This is a genomic window from Bradyrhizobium sp. AZCC 1578, from assembly GCF_036924675.1.
Lineage (GTDB): Bacteria > Pseudomonadota > Alphaproteobacteria > Rhizobiales > Xanthobacteraceae > Bradyrhizobium.
In genome coordinates, this window is the sequence record NZ_JAZHRZ010000001.1 from 1201081 (window position 1) to 1218182 (window position 17102).

The following is a 17102-nucleotide window of genomic DNA, read 5'->3' on the forward strand; positions in this document are numbered from 1 at the left end:
GTCTCCAGAGCGCCCTCTCCTGGGAGGTTACTGATGAAAGCATTCACATTGGGTGCGGCGATCTCGTTTGCGTTCTCCGCCGCTGCCTACGCGCAAGCGCCAACCTGGACCGTTCCGTCCGAAAGCCAACGCTGTCCGTCGAAATGGGGCGCGGCCGACGAGCGCGGTTCGGCCAACCACCAGAAGCCCGCGGCCGTGATGAACGCGGCGAAGCTGATCAGGAACGGCGAGGTGATCGAGCTGGCGCACGTGCTCGGTCCCAGCATGGCGTTCTTCGGAACGCGACGCTTCGACATGCATACCAAGCGCACGTTCATGAACCAGTTCTCCAACATGCGCGGCTCGAACGAAGAGATCATCATTACCGAACTCGGCCAGGTCGGCACGCAGTTCGACGGCTTTGCGCACCAGACCCATCTCAATAGCTGGTACAATTGCCAGAAGGTCGACGAGAATAGCGATCGCACCGGATTCAAGAAGTTCGGAATCCATAATGTGGGCACGCTGTTCACGCGCGGCGTGCTGATTGACGTCGCGGGCTTCAAGGGCGTCGACATGCTGGGCGACAATTACGAAATCACTGTGGAAGATCTCGAAGGCGCCCTGAAGAAGCAGAACCTGACGCTGCAGCCCGGCGACGCGGTGATCATTCATACCGGCTGGGGCAAGCTCTACGGCAAGGACAACCCGCGCTACGTGAAATCCTGCCCGGGCATCGGCGTGCCAGCCGCGCTCTGGCTAGCCGCAAAGGACCCGATGCTGCTCGGCGCCGACAACTGGCCGGTCGAAGTGGCGCCCAACCCCGACAAGCAATTGTCGCTTCCGGTGCACCAGATCGCGCTCGTGGTGAACGGCATCCATCTGTTGGAGAATCTCAAGCTCGACGAGCTCGCGCAAAAGGGCGTCGGAGAGTTCGCCTTTGTGATGCAGCCGCTCAAAATTCAGGGCGGGTCCGGCTCCACGGTGTCGCCGATCGCGGTGAGGTAACGAGTAGTGAACAAGTAGCCCGCACGCGCGAACGGGCCGCGCATTCGCGCGACCCGTTGGCTCATGCGGGCTACGCTTGCTACTCCTCGGTCGGGCCCGGAAGGAGGCGGCGAAGGCGCTGAGCTTCGCGCCACGTCGCAAGACCCTCCTTCCCAAGTCGAGCGAGCCTGGTTGCCAACTGCACGAGGATGAGTGTGATCATGGCTGCCGGCCCGCTTTAGCAAGCAGACGCCCGGCCTGATGCTCGGCGTCGTCGGTCGGTTTGAACCCGCGGGCGGCAAGGTACTGCGCAACGACACGGTCAGCCCGCCGCTGACGCGCTTCGATTTGAACGCGCAACAATCGGGTGAAGAACGAGGGCTTTCCGGTCGGGGCAGAAAACCAGGCCCCAGTGGTGAGTACGTTCGCCATGGATGGCTCCTTTATCGGAGTTGTCCCTGGGCGAATTTCCTTCCCTGATGCGAGACATAGGTATTGGTGCCAACAAATGCGAGGCCAAATACCTCGCACCCATGCATCAATTTTGCACCTTGCCGTGCAAAATGCCCGGCGCAATCACATGGCTGTAATATCAAATACGCATGTCCGCCGACCCAGGCGAATCATCTGATCTGCGAAATCACTGGGCGGAGTGCGAGTCGCGAGCGCTCACTTCGCGAACGGGTTCACCCAGCCTCCCCGGCCCGTGGGCGCGCGCGGCGGATAGGCGGTCTCGAGATAGCTCAGGACCTTTTCGCGATCCCCATCGTCGAGTGGCGGCATGTTGTGGCGGCGGATCATCAGGTTGATCGAATCCTCCCACTGCGCGCGCGTCATGCCCTGCTGCGCCACCAGGCGGAAACCGTGGCAGGCGGTGCAGGCGTAGAAGGTCTCGTCGCGGCCGGGACCTGCGGGAAACTGCTCCGGACTTTCCTCGCGTGGCGCAAAGCTTGTCTGCGCCATGGCCGGCACGATCCAGAGCGCGCCGGCCATCGCGAGCCACACCAAGCGCTGCATCATCCGACCAGCACGGCGATTCGGTGCATGGCGTTGCCGCCATAGCCTTGCGGATTCCAGAAGCCGGCCTGATGCGGCTGCATCGCGCCCTTGGAATCGGTGGCGCGCGCCCAGATCTCGAAATAGCCGTCACTCGGCAGTTTCAAGGTCGCGGTCCAGCGCTGCCAGTCATACTTGTTCTTCGGTTTCTCAAGCTTGGCCCGCTGCCAGCTCGCGCCGAAATCGGTCGAGATATCTACCTGCTTGACGGTGAGATCGCCGGCCCAGGACGCGCCGCGCAGCTTCAGCTCCTTGGTGCCGGCCGCGAACTTCGCTCCGTTCGCAGGATTGGTGATGATCGAGCGCACCGGCATCGATTCCAGAATGCGGAAGTTTGCCGGATCGGCCTTGTCGCCGGGCACCATCGGCTTGATGGGGGTGCGGTAGGAAAACTCCGTCATGCCGGGGCCGTCATGCTCGCGGTCGCGGATGGTGATGCGCGTCAGCCATTTCTGCGAGGCCGAGCCTGACCAGCCCGGGACGATCAGGCGTACCGGCCCGCCATGGATGTTCGGCAGCGGCTTGCCGTTCATGGCCCAGACGATCATCGTGTTGGGGTCCATCGCCTTCTCCAGCCGCACGCCGCGCGAGATGGTCGGCTTGCTGGCATCGCCGGACAGATGAAGATCGGCCGCATAATGTGCGGTGTATTTTGCTGATGGCTTCAGGCCCGCCTTCTTGAGCAGATCGGCGAGCGGCACGCCGGTCCATTCCGCGCAGCCGGCGCCGCCATTGGTCCACTGGTTGCCACGCGCCGGCGGTGAGAACTGTGAGCGGCCGTTGCCGCCGCATTCCAGCACCATGCGCCGCGTCACGGCCTTGTATTTCGACTTCAACTCGCCGAGCGTGATCTCTATCCTGTTGTTGACCTCGCCATCGATGGTGATCTTCCAGGCGTCGGGATCCTTCGCCGGCTCGGGGATCTGCCCGTTGTTGCGTATGTAGAATTTCTCTATCGGCGTGGTGTCGTCGTCGAGCAGGCTTTCGGGCGTCTCGGCGACCAGCGGCCGCTCGCCGAGCACGACCAGCCCCTCGCTCTTGCCAGGATATTTCAGGTGTTGCGGTCCCTTGGCCGGCGCGGGCGTGGCGGCCGACGGGGGCGCGGCCGGAGCGGCCTGCGCATGGGCCTGAGGGATTCCGCCGCCGTTGCGCGAGAGCGGCATCGCGCCTCCGATGACGGTGCCGATCGCAGCCAGTCCTGAGCTGCCCAAAAATCTGCGCCGGCTGGTATCGAAATTGTTGCCATTGGGCGCATCGCGCCCGGACTCCCGCGCCATGATATCCTCCCTCGTTGCCCTATGCCGGGCTTTTTGGCCGCAGTTCCCTTCCGGAAACCCGGCTGGCGGGAGTATTCGCGGTTTGCGGCCCTGCCGCAAGATGGCCTGGAGGAGCCGCCGCGCAGGATCGTGGGCTTCGAGGCGTCCGGCATTGGCGTCAATTTGTCGCTCGACAGGGCCCACAAACCTTGCGAGATTCGCAAAATGCGACCGCCGCACGAGGAAGGCGGGACATGCTTGTCGTCAGACTCTTGTCGTCAGACTTGCATTGCTCGCAACTTTTGTACTGGCAGCAATCATCATCACCGGTCGCTGAGGGGCAGTATCGTCGTCTATCGAGGCATCGCCCGATAGCCAAGTCAAAGTTGGAAACAGCGGAGACCTGCCATGACTAGTATCGAAGAAGCTCCGAGCAAGCTCGTTCTGAAAGCGGGCTCGACCACGGTTACGTTCGACAAGGATGCCGGCAAGGCGATACTGCAGAAAAAAATGCTGCTATGGAACAAGAAGCCTGTCGAGTTCCCGCTCTCCGAAATCGACGATATCGCGGTGAAGTCCGAGGTGGACGGTCTTTCAGGCGCACCAATCCACCACAGCGTTATGCACAGGCGTAATGGCGAGATCACCGTCCTGACAACCGAGGAAGCCAAGGACGCCGCCGAGACGGTCAAGAAGCTGCGTGGATTTGTCGGACTGCAGAGTTGAGGCGCAGCAGGACGGTTGCCGCTCGGTATCCGCTCTTGTGCGGACACGACGGCACGCTGTCTGACGGCACCATTTCGGCCATTGGAACAAGCTGACATTGTCACCGCTCCCGATGGGTGTCCGCTGGCGAAGGAACGTGAGTCGGAACGATGTCCGTTCGTCGGGGCTTGTAGCGGCGTGACCGATTGCCCGCCTCTTAGGCTCACACGGTCACATCCAAGGAGCAACAACATGACCCCACACATCTCCGAGGAACCTTCTGCCAGGTTGATCGACTGGAATTCCTTCGTCATCGTGGGCAACACAATGCCGCCTCGAGATCCTGAAGACGAAGACGACGAAGAGGAAGAGGAAGAGGACGAAGAGGAGGAGGAGGGCGCAGACGAAGCGCCGGTCATACGCGAGCCGGACGAAGACTAAGCGAGATGCCTGCGCATCAAAACGAACGCCCGCCGACCGCTCTGAGCTTGTCGGTCGACTGCTCTAGGTATGAAACTTCAGCCCGTCGACTATCTTGTCGATCACCTTGCGCTCGGCACGAACAGCGAACGCCGACCAGGTTGAGTTCGGCGCGGATCACGCCCTTAACCACCCGCGGTTGGCAGCGTCATGCGTCGACCATCGTGGCCGAAGCGCACTTCATCAGAAGCCACGCCCGGCTCAGCCTAGTCGCACGCCTGTTCTCAGCGTGTATCGACCCTGTAAGCCACAACAGTGCCCTCCATCATCATCGGGATCATGACGATGCCATCCGGCCCCATCCCGAGATCGGCGCTTCCCTTCGCAAGCGGAAGGAGGCGCGTCGCTGTGCCATTGCTCGCGATGCGGAACAGCCCGCCGGTCATCCAATCGGTGACAAGAAAGCCGCCCTTGCCATCGGGTTCGACGCCGTCGAGATTGCCGACTGGTGCCGAGCTTCCTAGATCAGACACTTTCTTCGTCGCGAGATCGACCGTCTTCATGTGGCCGGGCACCTTCGTCGAGAAGTCGGGAGCCATCTTGCCCCACGACGCGACCACAAGCCGGCCCTCCTCGACGAGGAGGCCGTTCGGATTTTCGAGCGCGTCATCCTGCATCAGGAGAGACAGCTTGCCGCCGTCGAGCACCCAAATGCTGTTTGACACCATATCGGAAGCGTAAATCCGTCCACTCTTGTCCGCGGCGAGGTCGTTCAAAAACTTGGATCCGGGTGCCTCGAATCGGTTCGTGACTTCGCCCTTGGCGAGGTCGATTTCCGCAATCCGGTCCACATCTGCGACGTAGAGCTTGCCATTGGCAAGCGCGAGCCCGGTCGGACTATCGAGTCCCTTGACCCACTCGATTGTTACGACCTTTCCATCGGGCCCGAGCTTTGAAACGAAGCCGTTGCCATCCTTTTTCATCGGATCGCCGTTGACGTTCGACACATAGATGGCCCCCGCAGTTCGGTCGAAGACCGCCGATTCGGGGTTCTTGAAGCCACTCGCCTCCCACAGTTTCTGAGGTTCCGCGGCGCCGGCGCTGAAGGTAAGAACAGCTAACATTAGTGCGGAGAGCTGAGGTGTCCTCATGGTAGCCTCCTCGTGCTGCCCCGACGAACGAACAAGCCTGTTACGGCAGATGTTCCTCGGCTCTTCTTTGAAATTGCGCAGCCAGGTTAGTCGGGCAGATGCAGCCTGACTTGGTAGGTCAATCGCAGTGGCTGCCCTGAGGTCACTCGTTATTCTATTACCTCTTCAACGAGGCCAGCCTGGCGCAACGCTGGGCCAATAGCTCAGGCTTTCGAAAACGCCTAGCTGTGAAACTTCAGCCCGTCGACGATCTTGTCGATCACCTTGCGCTCGGCGCGCATCGCGAGGCCGACGAGGTTGAGCTCTGCGCGGATCACGTCCTTAACCACCTCGCGGTTGGCGGCATCATGCGTGGTCTTGAACATGTCCTCGGTATAGACCGCGGGCGTGACGTTGCGGGCGAGCGCCCGTTCGAGCGCGCGGGACAGCGCCGGACGATCGGCACCGTAGATCAGGACCGGCTGGCCGATCAGCGACAGATATTTGGTGCCTGAGCCGTCGCCATAGGGCTCACCGATACATTCGGGGAAAGCGGCGGCGATGCCGCCGGCCAGAAAGGACGCGACATTGAGCTTCTGCCAGGCTTCGAGATCGGTCCGGATCACGACCGCGATCTTGGTGTCGAATTGCATTGCTTTCCTCAAATCGTCATTCCGGGCTGCGCCGACAGGCGCAGATCCGGAATCTCGCACTAATTATATCGAGATTCCGGGTTCGATGCTTCGCATCGCCCCGGAATGACGAGATCACCCCTTGGCGTCGCAGGCCCAAGCGCGGATGACGCATTCCTTGCCGCCGAATTCGTAGCACTTCTTTGTCGCGGCGTTGAGCGAGCTCGAAATTTTGGGCTTCACCGCATAGCCGTGGGGACCGCAGGGATTGGTCATGTCGACGGCGAACGCAGCGCAGGCGCGTTTCATGGTGACCGCGGTGCAGGTGCCCTCGCACTGCTTCAGCGCCGCGGTGCGCGCGTCGGCCTCGGCGGCATAATCATAGGCCTTGCCGTAAGCGCCGCACTTGCCGATCGCAACCGCGCCGGCCGCCCATGTCTTGGTGATGTAGCTCGAGACGGCCAGTATCAGTGTCAATGCAACGACAAACAGCGCGCGGCGCTGTGCCGCGACAGTCGAAACAATCAAAATCCCCTCCCCCGAGGTAACGGGTAGAATCTAAGCCGGAGGGAGTTTCCACTTGGTGAACGGTTGATTGAGAATGGAAGCGTCAGTCTATCCACGTCGTCGTCCCGGCGAACGCTGAGGATCCATAACCACAGGATGACGTGTTGGGGCTAGGCTGTGGCCCCAGCTCGTCGCAACAATCGGCAGCGGTGGTTATGGATCCCGGCTCGAAGCCGGGACGACAGCGGTGGTTGCTTTACGACCGCCGCGCCGCCTCCAGCGCCTGCGGCGTGTCGATGTCGAGAAACGCGCTTTGACCCTCGACCGGCACTTCGGCGACGGCCTCCGTGTGCTTGGCGATCAGGTGACGGGCGCCGACGTCGCCGTCCAGCGTCATCAGTTCCTTGAAGAAGCGGCGCGACCACAGCACGGGATTGCCGCGGCGGCCGTCGCTGACGGGGACGGCGATCAGGTGCCCGCGGTCCGGCGCAAACGTCTCGATCAACTGGTCGATCAGTTTTGCCGAGATCAGCGGCATGTCGCCGAGGCAGACGATGGCGCCGTCGGCGCTGTCGGGCACCGCGGCGATGCCGGCCTTCACCGATGAGGCCAGCCCACCGGCGAAATCCGGGTTGCGGACGAACTTTACATTGAGGCCTGCCAAGGCCTGCTCGACCAATTCGGCCTGGTGGCCGGTAACGACGATCACATCCGTTGCCTTCGAGGCCAGCGCCTGCTCGGCGACGATGCGCACCAGCTTCTTGCCGTCGATTTCAGCCAAGAGCTTGTTGGGGCCGCCCATGCGGGTCGAGCGGCCGGCGGCAAGCACGATCGCGGTCACATTGCGGTTGGCTTCGGAATCGGCAACCGTGCGCGGCTGCGGCCTTGTCACGATTTCCATCAACAGGCCGCCGACGCCGAGGCCGGTGATTTCAGCGCGCGTGACCTTCAGCCCGGCGAGAAGCCGCATCAGCACCCAGTCAAAGCCGTTTTCGACCGGCGAACGTGCGCAGCCCGGCGCGCCCAGCACCGGCACGCTGCCGGCGCTGCCGATCAGCAGCAGATTGCCGGGATCGACCGGCATGCCGAAATGCTCGATCGCGCCGCCGATTTCGCTGATCGCGGCCGGAATCACGTCGCGGCGGTCGGCGATGGCGGACGCGCCGAACACGATGACGAGCTCGGCGCCGAGGCCGAGCAATTCCTTGATCGAGGAAGCCAGCGCCGCCTCGTCATGCGGCACGCGCCGTTCGGCAATGATGCTGGCACCGGCCGGCGCCAGCCGCTCCGCCGTCACCCGCAGGGTCTTGTCGATGACTTTTGGCGAGAGCCCTGGCAGTAGCGTCGAGACCACGCCGACCCGCTTGACGACGTAGGGCGCAATCCGCAGCACATCGCGGCCTGCGGCGGCCACGGCCGCATCGCGCAGCTTTGCCTCGACCCCGAACGGAATCAGTTTTACCGTCGCGATCATCTCGCCTTCGACCACCGGCTTGAAGGCCGACAGCGTGGCGAAGGTGATGGCTTCGTCGACGCCGTTGATGCGGTCGACCGCGGCGCGGTCGACCACCAAGACGCCGGCCTGTGCTGCGAACAGATTGGCGCGGCCGGTAAAGGCGCGCTCGACATTGACGCCCTCGCCCGCGACGGCCTGCGCGATGCTGGCGGCGGCTTCGTCTTCGGAGACGTCGCCCTCCTCCAGCCGCACCACGACGATTTCCTTGACACCTGCCTTGTCGAGCGCCTCGACTTCGGCAGGCCCGATCGTGGTGCCTTTCTTCAGCACCAGCGGCCCCTGCCGCAGCGTATGCACGGTGACGCCGCCAATCGCATCGGCCGGACTGGCGGGACCGAACTTCATGCCGCCTGCACCTTCGCGGTTTCTTTCGGCAGCCGCAGCTCGGCGGTGACCTCGGCCATGATCGCGACCGCGATCTCCGAGGGCGACACCGCGCCGATCGAAAGGCCGATCGGCGCATGGATGCGCGCAATGTCAGCGTCGGATGCGCCCTGCGCCTTCAGCCGATCGGCGCGCTTGGCGTGGGTCTTTCGCGAGCCGAGCGCGCCGATATAGAAGCAGTCGCGCTCGAACGCGTGCAGCAGCGCCGGGTCGTCGATCTTCGGATCATGGGTCAGCGCGACGAACGCGGTGTAGTGATCGATGTTGAGCGGCGGCAGCGCCACATCGGGCCATTCCGCGATCAGCGGCACATCGGGAAAGCGCTCGGGGCTTGCAAACGCGGTGCGCGGATCCACCACCGTCACGTCGTAGTCAAGCGAGCGGGCGAGCGGCGCCAGCGCCTGGCTGATATGGACTGCGCCGACAATGACAAGTCGGGCGGTCGGCGCATAAACGTTGAGGAACAGCTTCTTGCCGCCGGTCTCGACCATACCGCTCTTGCCCATGCGGAGCTGTTTTGAAAGCTCGGCGCTCAGCGGATCGGTCGCGATGTCCTTGGCCTTCACGAGCCGCTGATCGCCATTGGCGACATCGGTGACCACGATGACCGGGCGGCGCGCGGCGCGCTCGGCATTGACCTGAGTGAGGGTTTCCAGCTTCACGACTGCCCCACCTTTTCAACGAACACACGGATGGTGCCGCCGCAGGACAACCCGACATTCCAGGCGGTCTCGTCGGCAACGCCGAATTCGAGCATTTTGGGCTTGCCGCTGGCGATCACGTCGAGCGCCTCGGTGACGACGGCGCCTTCGACGCAGCCGCCGGAAACCGAGCCCAAGAACGTGCCATCGTCGTTGATGACGAGGCTGGAGCCGGCCGGCCTCGGGGCCGAGCCCCAGGTCTCGACCACGGTCGCCAGTGCAACACCGTGTCCCGCCTTCTGCCAGTTTTCGGCGGCCTGCAGAATGTCTTCGTCGCGATTGAGCATGGGATGCCCTTTCAAGCTGCTGAGCGGATGCGGCTCATGTGGTGCGGCGGGGGCGGCGCCGAAAGCGCCTCGATCAGCCCTTCCATCGAGGTCAAGTTATGCACCGGGCGGAATTCGTCAACGTGCGGCAGCATCATTTTGATGCCCTGCGCCTTGGCCTCGAATCCGCTGTAGCGCAGCAACGGGTTGAGCCAGATCAGGCGGCGGCAGGACCGGTGCAGCCGGTCCATCTCGAAGGCGAGCTTGGCATCCGCCTCGCGCTCCAGCCCGTCGGAGATCAAGAGCACGATGGCGCCCTGCCCGAGCACGCGGCGACCCCACAATTTGTTGAAGGAGTGCAGCGAGGTAGCGATGCGGGTGCCGCCGGCCCAGTCTTCCACCGAAGACGAACAGCTCGCCAAGGCTTCGTCGGGATCACGCGCCCGCAGCGCCCGCGTCACGTTGGTGAGTCGCGTGCCGAACAGAAACACCGAGACACGCTTGCGCGCGTCGGTGATGGCATGGAGGAAATGCAGAAACAGGCGGGTATATTCGCTCATGGAGCCGGATATATCGAGCAGCGCCACGATCGGCGCCGGCTTCTCGATCCGGCCGAGCTTTCGGATATCGATGATCTCGCCGCCGGTGCGGAGACTGCTGCGCAAGGTTCGGCGCATGTCGAGCCGCAGGCCTTTTGTATCGGGCTGATAGCGGCGGGTGCGAAGCTCGGCCTGCGGCAGCTTCATGTTGGCAATGGCGCGGGTCACTTCCGCGATCTCGGCCGCGCTCATCTGGGCAAAGTCCTTCTTCTGCAGGATCTCCTTGTCGGAGACCGACAGCCGCAGTTCCTGCTCCTGGACCTGCGGTACGTCATCGCGCGCCGACGGCTGCGCCAACGCCTCCTGCACGCGGCGCGAGGCCGGCGGCGGCTTCTTTTTGGCGTGATCGGGCAACGGCACCGAATCCAGCATGTGCTTTACTTCCAGTCCTCGGCGGCGCGGAAGAACAGGTCGAAGGCCTGCGCGAAGATCAGCATATGCTCGTGGCGCTTGACGAAGATCGCTTCCAGCGTGGCGTAGACATCGGCACGGTTGCCGATCTCGATCGCCTGCAGCGCGTCGAGGGCGTCGATCACGGCGCCGGGACCCACGGGAATCCCGGCAGCGCGTAGCGCGCGGCCGAAGCCGACGACGTTGTCGGCCATGTGGCCGGTCGGGGGATTGAGGTGGTCGATGGTGGTCATGGTGCAACTAACCTCTGCCGTCATTCCGGGCTCGCGCCAAGAGGCGCGCCCCGGAATGACTGCTAATCGCTCGTCGCGTCCTTCAAAACCTTTTGCAGCGTATCGCCCTGCATGCGCGCGATGTCGTCCTGGTATTTCAGCAGCGCGCCGAGCGTGTCGCCGACCAGTTGCGGCGTCAGCGAGCGGGCGTCGAGCTCGGTCAGCGCGGTGGCCCAGTCGATGGTCTCGGCAACACCACGGCGACTTGTAAAAATCCTGCTCGCGCAGCGCCTGCACGAAGTGAACGACCTGCTGCGACAGCTTTGCGGAAATGCCCGGCACGCGCGACTTGACGATCGCAAGCTCGCGCTCGGCCTCGGGGTAATCCACCCAGTGATAGAGGCAGCGGCGTTTCAGCGCGTCGTGGATCTCGCGGGTGCGGTTCGAGGTGATGATGACGATCGGCGGATGCGGCGCCCTGATGGTGCCAAACTCGGGGATCGTGACCTGGAAGTCGCTGAGAATTTCGAGGAGATACGCCTCGAACGCCTCGTCGGCGCGGTCGAGTTCGTCGATCAGCAGCACCGGAGCGCCTGCAACGTCAGGTTCCAACGCCTGCAGCAGCGGACGCTTGATCAGGAAACGTTCAGCGAAAATATCCGACGACAATTGCTCGCGATCGGTATCGCCGGCAGCCTCCGCCAGGCGGATTGCGATCATCTGCGCCGCGCTGCTCCACTCGTAGACCGCGGAGGCGACGTCGAGCCCCTCATAGCACTGCAGGCGGATCAGCTTGCGCCCGAGCGCCGCCGACAGGACCTTTGCGATTTCGGTCTTGCCGACGCCGGCTTCGCCTTCGAGAAACAGGGGCCGACCCATGCGCAGCGACAGATAGGCGACCGTCGCCAGCGACCGCTCCGCGAGATAGCCGCGCGAAGTCAATAGCTCCAGCATCCCATCGACGGATTTGGGTAGCGTCGATGCACTCATGCGATGGCCAATCTTGATGCGCCGGAAATCGGCAAAATAACCGGCAAGCCTACTTCGCCGTCGCGGCTTCGACGGCGCGGCGCGTCAGCACGCCGATCAGATGCGCGCGATATTCAGCGCTGCCGTGTAGATCGCTGTTCAGGCCTTCGGGCGATGCCGAAATACCGTCGAGTACCTTGTGCGAGAAACGCTTCTTCAGCGCTTCCTCGAACTGGGTGGCGCGGAATACGCCTTCCGAGCCGGCGCCGGTGACGGCGACGCGCACGTCGGACGGGCGCCTGGCGACGAACACGCCGACCAGCGCATAACGCGAGGCCTGGTTGCGGAATTTGACGTAAGCCGCCTTCTTCGGCAGCGGGAACATTACCTTGGTGATGATCTCGTCGCTTTCCAGCGCCGTCGTGAACAGGCCCTGGAAGAATTCCTCCGCCTTCAGCCGGCGCTTGTTGGTGACGATGGTGGCGCCGAGCGCGAGAACTGCGGCGGGATAATCCGCCGTCGGGTCGTTATTGGCGAGCGAGCCGCCGAGCGTGCCCTTGTGACGCACTGCGGGGTCGCCGATTCCGCCGGCGAGTTCGGCGAGCGCCGGAATGGCTTCGCCGACGATCGGCGACGTCGCGACATCGGCATGCTTGGCGGTCGCGCCGATCACCAGCGAACGGCCCTTCATCTCGATCGCATCGAGCCCTTCGATGTGCGAGAGATCGACCAGATGCGGCGGGCTGGCAAGCCGCTGCTTCATGACCGGCACCAGCGTGTGGCCGCCGGCGATCACCTTGGCGTCTTCGTTCTTCACCAGGAGATTGGCGGCCTGCCGTACGGTCGCCGGCCGATGATATTTGAATTCGTACATGAGAACTTCCTGATCGCTACTCGCGAAGAAATCGATTAGGCGGACTTGTCGATTAAGCGGGCATGTCGGTTAAGCGGATTTGGCCATGGCCTTGGCGCCGGCGGCGATCGAGGTCACGATATTCTGATAGCCGGTGCAGCGGCACAGATTGCCTTCGAGCTCCTCGCGGATGACATGGTCCGAAAGGTCGTGGCCCTTGCGGTTGACCAGATCGACCGCGGTCATGATCATGCCAGGCGTGCAAAAGCCGCACTGCAATCCGTGATGCTCGCGAAAAGCTTCCTGCATCGGGTGCAGCGGCGCGCCGTCGGGCGCCAGGCCCTCGATGGTCTTGACCTCATGGCCGTCAGCCATCACCGCGAGCGTGGTGCAGGACTTGACCGCCTTGCCGTCGAGATGCACGACGCAGGCGCCGCACTGCGAAGTATCGCAGCCGACATGGGTGCCCGTCAGCCGGAGATTTTCCCGCAGAAACTGGACCAGAAGGGTACGGGGATCGACGTTGGCGTTTACGGGATTACCGTTCACGATCAGGGAAATCTTGGCCATCACCACTCTCTTGGGCCGCACTGCCGGAGCGGGCAACGCAGACGTTTATAGTCATTCCAAGGCCCATAATATGGGCCATCCCGATAATGAGCAACCTCAGGAGCCCCAACGAGCCCCTCTTCTGGGGCATGGCCTGAGTGACTTGACGGGGCTATCGGACGGGGCTTGCGGGATTGGACTCGCCAGAATCAGCCTCGTCAGAATCAGCCTTGTACGGCCTTGCCGAAATTGGCGAAGAATTCGTCGGCCAGCTTCTTGGCCGCGCCGTTGATCAGGCGCTGTCCGAGCTGGGCCAGCTTGCCGCCGATCTGCGCTTCGACGTTGTAGCTCAAGAGTGTGCCGCCGTCCTTTTCGGTCAGCGCCACCGTGGCGCCGCCCTTGGCGAAGCCGGCAACGCCGCCCTCGCCTTCGCCGGAGATCTTGTAGCCGTTGGGCGGGTCGAGGTCGCTCAGCATAACCTTGCCCTTGAAGCGGGCGGAGACCGGCCCGACCTTCATTTTGGCGATGGCGCGGAAGCTGGTTTCATCAGTCTTTTCCAGCTCCTCGCAACCGGGAATGCAGGCCTTCAGCACTTCCGGGTCGTTCAGTTTGGCCCACACGGCCTCGCGCGACGCCGCAAGCTGGACTTCGCCGTTCATCGTCATGGCCATGGGGGTGCCCTCCTGGATCGCGTCAATCTGATAGTCCCCAAGTAAAGCACGCCCGGGCCAAAAGGAAGGCCGCCGACGCAATGGGCGATGCATATTCGCAACCGCAGCAGGCGCGAACCCGACAAGGGGCATTGGCATTGACTGGCCGGAATGGTTAGGTCGCGTCAATGAGCACGTCCCTCTCCCCCTTGCTTGCCCCGATGCTGTCGAGCGCGGCGATGCGCGCCGTCTGCGACGACACGGCAAGCCTGCAGAACATGCTGGATTTCGAGGCGGCGCTGGCGCGCGCCGAGGCTGCAGCCGGGGTGATTCCGGCAAGCGCGGCCGACCCGATTACCAGCACGTGCCGTGCCGAATCATTTGACATCGCCGCATTGGCCGACGCGGCGACCAAGGCTGGCAACCTCGCCATCCCCCTCGTCAAGGCGCTGACCGCAAATGTCGCCAAATCGGACGCGGCGGCCGCGCGCTATGTGCACTGGGGCGCGACCAGCCAGGACGTCATCGACACCGCCGCCATGCTCGGTCTTCGTGCCGGCATCGATGCGCTGCTCGCCGACATCGATGGCGCGATCGCAGGCTTTGCCGGACTGGCGCGACGGCACCGCCACACGCCGGTCGTCGCCCGCACCTGGCTGCAGCATGCGCTGCCGATGCCGTTCGGACTGAAGCTCGCCGAATATGCCGCTGCATTGCATCGCTCGAAGCTGCGCCTGCAGCGCGTGCGTAGCGAGGGGCTGGCCCTGCAATTCGGCGGCGCCGCCGGCACACTCGCAGCCCTTGGAGACAAGGGATTAGCAGTCGCGGAAAAGCTGGCCAAGGAACTGAACCTGCCGCTGCCGGACGCGCCCTGGCACACCCACCGCGACCGCATCGCCGAAGCGGCTTCTGTATTGGCCATCGTCGCCGGCACTTGCGGCAAGATCGCGCGCGACGTGTCGCTGATGATGCAGACCGATGTCGGCGAAGCGTTCGAGCCCTCGGGCGAAGGCCGCGGCGGCTCTTCCACCATGCCGCACAAGCGCAATCCGGTGGCGGCAGCCAGCGCGCTCGCGGCCGCCACCGTGGCGCCCAATCTCGCGGCGACCATCCTTGCAGCGCAGGTGCAGGATCACGAGCGCAGCGCCGGCCCCTGGCACGCGGAATGGCCGACGCTGCCGACGCTATTGCTCGTCACATCAGGTGCGCTTGCAGCCATCGTGGACATCGCGGAAGGGCTCGAAGTCGATGCCGCGCGCATGCGCGCCAATCTCGACGCGACCGACGGGCTGATCATGGCCGAAGCGGTGGCCATGGCATTGGCCGAAAAGATCGGCAAGAGCGACGCGCATCACTTGATCGAGACGGCGAGCAAGAAGGCGGTCAACGAGAAGAAGCATCTGCGCGACGTGCTGACGGCGGATTCCAAGATCACCGCACAGCTCGGCGCCGACAGTATTGCAAAACTGTTCGAGCCGATGGCCTATCAGGGCGCTTCGCAAGCCCTGATCGACCGCCTGCTCGCTTCGCTGGACGACAAATAAGAAGCCGGAGAACTGCCATGCCGATGATCAACGCCGACGGTTGCCTGCTCAACGTATCCGTCGAAGGCCGCGACGGCGGACCGACGCTGATGCTGTCGAACTCGCTGGGCTCGACCATGCAGATGTGGGAGCCGCAGATGAAGGCACTCACCCAGGTGTTCCGCGTCATCCGCTACGACCGGCGCGGCCATGGCAAGTCGACCGTGCCGCCCGGGCCCTACTCGCTGGAACGTTTCGGCCGCGACGTGCTGGCGATCCTCGACGATCTCAACATCGCGCGAACGCATTGGTGCGGCTTGTCGATGGGCGGCATGGTCGGGCAATGGCTGGGCGCCAACGCGCCCGACAGGTTCGGCAAGATCATCCTGTCCAATACCACCTGCTATTACCCGGACCCGGCGCGCTGGCACGAACGCATCAAGGCGGTGAAGGAAGGCGGCATCGCCGCGGTGGCCGATACCGTTATTGCCGGCTGGCTGACCGCGGACTTTCGTGAGCGCGAGCCGCAGATCGCCGCCAACATGAAGGCGATGATGCTGACCACGCCGGTCGAGGGCTACATCGCCTGCTGCGAGGCGCTGTCGACGCTAGACCAGCGCGAACTGCTGCCCAAGATCAAGAGCCCGACGCTGGTGATCGCCGGCCGCCACGACATGTCGACGACGGTCGCCGACGCCGAATTCATGCGCAGCCGGATTCCCGGCGCGAGCATGACCATCCTCGATGCCGCGCACATTTCGAATGTCGAGCAACCGCACGCCTTCACCGATGCGGTGATCGGTTTTCTGACGCAACGGTAGCTAACCAGAGACGTCATTGCGAGCGAAGCGAAGCAATCCATTTCACCGCTTGCGGATACGTGGATTGCTTCGTCGCTTCGCTCCTCGCAATGACGGAGAGAGGTCTTACCATGGACGACAACCAACGCCGCGACGACGGCATGGCGCAGCGCCGCAAGGTGCTCGGCGATGAATGGGTCGACAAGTCGATCAAGAACCGCAACGCGTTCAATACCGATTTTCAGGACCTGATCACCCGCTATGCCTGGGGCGACATCTGGACCCGGCCGCATTTCGACCACCGCACCCGCCGCGTGCTCGTGATCGGCACCATGGTGGCGCTGGGACAGTGGGATGAATTCCGCCTGCATGTGCGCGCGGCGCTCACTGAGGGCGGCTTCACGCCGGACGACATCAAGGAAATCCTGCTCCAGCAGGCAATCTATTGCGGCGTGCCGGCAGCCAACCACGCCGTCAAGGAGGCGAACGCGATCATCGCCGAACTCGGTTTGCTGAAGAGCTAGCCCGGCACTATCCCGTGTCCCGGACGCGGCGCGACATGAAGTGGCGCGACGCAGAGCCGGGACCCAAGGCGGCTGCATCTGGGTCCCGGCTCTGCGGCGCACCGCCAAGGGCGCTGCGTCGCGTCCGGGACACGGAAACGCCACGCACAAAAAGAAAAGCCCCACCTCTTCGGTGGGGCCTTTTCTGTCTGCATGTGCCCTTCTACTCTGGCATCTGCCGTGGATCCTGACTGGGTTTCTGGCCCTGACGGCCCGGATCCTGCTGCTGCTGGCCCGGCTTCTGGCCGCCGCCCTGCTGCTGCTGACCGGGCTTCTGACCCGGGTTCTGGTTCTGCTGGCCCGGGTTCTGGTTCATCTTGCTCATCGAGGGATCTCCGTTGTTGAGGCGTAGCCCGAACCAACGGAGAGCCACGGCGTCGGTTGCAGCGGAACAGCGGTTCCGGTGGGATCATCGGACGGCAATGCCGTGTCCG

General features: G+C 63.6%; 19 protein-coding genes and 3 pseudogenes. 6 read left to right on the forward strand and 16 right to left on the reverse strand.

Annotated features, from left to right (window positions below; all coding sequences use genetic code 11):
* The first annotated feature begins 33 nt into the window (after window positions 1-33).
* A complete protein-coding gene (locus V1290_RS06240) occupies window positions 34-987 on the forward strand; it encodes a cyclase family protein (protein ID WP_334363550.1) in 954 nt (317 codons plus the stop codon).
* 198 nt (window positions 988-1185) lie between these two features.
* On the opposite strand, the gene V1290_RS06245 is transcribed toward V1290_RS06240, so the two are convergent.
* The 3 genes from V1290_RS06245 to V1290_RS06255 all read right to left on the reverse strand — a co-directional run bounded on the left by V1290_RS06245 (window position 1186) and on the right by V1290_RS06255 (window position 3299).
* Window positions 1186-1398, reverse strand: a complete 213-nt coding sequence (locus V1290_RS06245; protein WP_334363551.1) for a hypothetical protein — start codon at window positions 1396-1398, stop codon at window positions 1186-1188.
* Between the two features lie 237 nt (window positions 1399-1635).
* A complete protein-coding gene (locus V1290_RS06250; RefSeq protein ID WP_334363552.1) occupies window positions 1636-1986 on the reverse strand; it encodes a hypothetical protein in 351 nt (116 codons plus the stop codon).
* Window positions 1983-3299, reverse strand: coding sequence for a sulfite oxidase (locus tag V1290_RS06255; RefSeq protein ID WP_334363553.1), 1317 nt, complete (start codon window positions 3297-3299; stop codon window positions 1983-1985). Before V1290_RS06255 ends, V1290_RS06250 begins: the two co-directional genes overlap by 4 nt.
* A gap of 387 nt (window positions 3300-3686) precedes the next feature.
* Between V1290_RS06255 and V1290_RS06260 the strand changes: the two genes are divergently transcribed.
* Together V1290_RS06260 and V1290_RS06265 are read left to right on the forward strand one after the other, a co-directional pair.
* Complete coding sequence (locus tag V1290_RS06260) at window positions 3687-4004, forward strand: hypothetical protein (RefSeq protein WP_334363554.1); 318 nt, start codon at window positions 3687-3689, stop codon at window positions 4002-4004.
* A 231-nt stretch (window positions 4005-4235) separates the two neighbouring features.
* Window positions 4236-4424, forward strand: a complete 189-nt coding sequence (locus tag V1290_RS06265) for a hypothetical protein (RefSeq protein ID WP_334363555.1) — start codon at window positions 4236-4238, stop codon at window positions 4422-4424.
* A 63-nt stretch (window positions 4425-4487) separates the two neighbouring features.
* Here V1290_RS06265 and V1290_RS06270 read toward each other — a convergent pair.
* The 12 genes and pseudogenes from V1290_RS06270 to V1290_RS06325 form a co-directional block, all read right to left on the reverse strand.
* Window positions 4488-4622 (reverse strand): annotated as a pseudogene (locus V1290_RS06270) (DUF2000 family protein); the annotation flags it as partial.
* A 65-nt stretch (window positions 4623-4687) separates the two neighbouring features.
* Window positions 4688-5554 carry an SMP-30/gluconolactonase/LRE family protein gene (locus tag V1290_RS06275; protein WP_334363556.1) on the reverse strand — a complete coding sequence of 289 codons (867 nt, stop codon included), beginning with the start codon at window positions 5552-5554 and terminating at the stop codon, window positions 4688-4690.
* Between the two features lie 221 nt (window positions 5555-5775).
* Window positions 5776-6186, reverse strand: coding sequence for a DUF2000 family protein (locus V1290_RS06280; protein ID WP_334363558.1), 411 nt, complete (start codon window positions 6184-6186; stop codon window positions 5776-5778).
* A gap of 114 nt (window positions 6187-6300) precedes the next feature.
* A complete protein-coding gene (locus tag V1290_RS06285; RefSeq protein WP_334368946.1) occupies window positions 6301-6690 on the reverse strand; it encodes a DUF4189 domain-containing protein in 390 nt (129 codons plus the stop codon).
* 238 nt (window positions 6691-6928) lie between these two features.
* Window positions 6929-8533 (reverse strand): molybdopterin-binding/glycosyltransferase family 2 protein, encoded by a 1605-nt coding sequence (locus V1290_RS06290; protein WP_334363559.1) that lies wholly within the window; start codon window positions 8531-8533, stop codon window positions 6929-6931.
* On the reverse strand, window positions 8530-9234 hold the full coding sequence (locus V1290_RS06295; protein ID WP_334363560.1) for an XdhC family protein: 705 nt from the start codon (window positions 9232-9234) through the stop codon (window positions 8530-8532). Before V1290_RS06295 ends, V1290_RS06290 begins: the two co-directional genes overlap by 4 nt.
* On the reverse strand, window positions 9231-9560 hold the full coding sequence (locus V1290_RS06300; protein ID WP_025589337.1) for an XdhC family protein: 330 nt from the start codon (window positions 9558-9560) through the stop codon (window positions 9231-9233). Before V1290_RS06300 ends, V1290_RS06295 begins: the two co-directional genes overlap by 4 nt.
* An 11-nt stretch (window positions 9561-9571) precedes the next feature.
* Window positions 9572-10782: pseudogene (locus tag V1290_RS06305) on the reverse strand (vWA domain-containing protein).
* A 62-nt stretch (window positions 10783-10844) separates the two neighbouring features.
* Window positions 10845-11751: pseudogene (locus tag V1290_RS06310) on the reverse strand (AAA family ATPase).
* A gap of 49 nt (window positions 11752-11800) precedes the next feature.
* Window positions 11801-12604, reverse strand: a complete 804-nt coding sequence (locus V1290_RS06315; protein ID WP_334363561.1) for an FAD binding domain-containing protein — start codon at window positions 12602-12604, stop codon at window positions 11801-11803.
* Window positions 12605-12673: 69 nt separating this feature from the next.
* Window positions 12674-13153, reverse strand: coding sequence for a (2Fe-2S)-binding protein (locus V1290_RS06320; protein WP_028349934.1), 480 nt, complete (start codon window positions 13151-13153; stop codon window positions 12674-12676).
* Between the two features lie 203 nt (window positions 13154-13356).
* A complete protein-coding gene (locus tag V1290_RS06325) occupies window positions 13357-13803 on the reverse strand; it encodes a CoxG family protein (protein WP_334363563.1) in 447 nt (148 codons plus the stop codon).
* A 167-nt stretch (window positions 13804-13970) separates the two neighbouring features.
* On the opposite strand from V1290_RS06325, the gene V1290_RS06330 reads away from it, so the two are divergent.
* The 3 genes from V1290_RS06330 to V1290_RS06340 all read left to right on the forward strand — a co-directional run bounded on the left by V1290_RS06330 (window position 13971) and on the right by V1290_RS06340 (window position 16629).
* The gene (locus tag V1290_RS06330) at window positions 13971-15326 is read left to right on the forward strand and encodes a 3-carboxy-cis,cis-muconate cycloisomerase (RefSeq protein ID WP_334363565.1); all 1356 of its coding nucleotides are present in this window, start codon (window positions 13971-13973) and stop codon (window positions 15324-15326) included.
* Between the two features lie 17 nt (window positions 15327-15343).
* Window positions 15344-16126 (forward strand): 3-oxoadipate enol-lactonase, encoded by a 783-nt coding sequence (pcaD, locus tag V1290_RS06335; protein ID WP_334363567.1) that lies wholly within the window; start codon window positions 15344-15346, stop codon window positions 16124-16126.
* A gap of 110 nt (window positions 16127-16236) precedes the next feature.
* On the forward strand, window positions 16237-16629 hold the full coding sequence (locus tag V1290_RS06340; RefSeq protein ID WP_334363568.1) for a carboxymuconolactone decarboxylase family protein: 393 nt from the start codon (window positions 16237-16239) through the stop codon (window positions 16627-16629).
* A 202-nt stretch (window positions 16630-16831) separates the two neighbouring features.
* Here the strand turns inward: V1290_RS06340 and V1290_RS06345 are convergent, their stop codons facing one another.
* Window positions 16832-16993: a hypothetical protein gene (locus V1290_RS06345; RefSeq protein WP_171578229.1), complete on the reverse strand. Its 162-nt coding sequence runs from the start codon at window positions 16991-16993 to the stop codon at window positions 16832-16834.
* Window positions 16994-17102 lie beyond the last annotated feature (109 nt).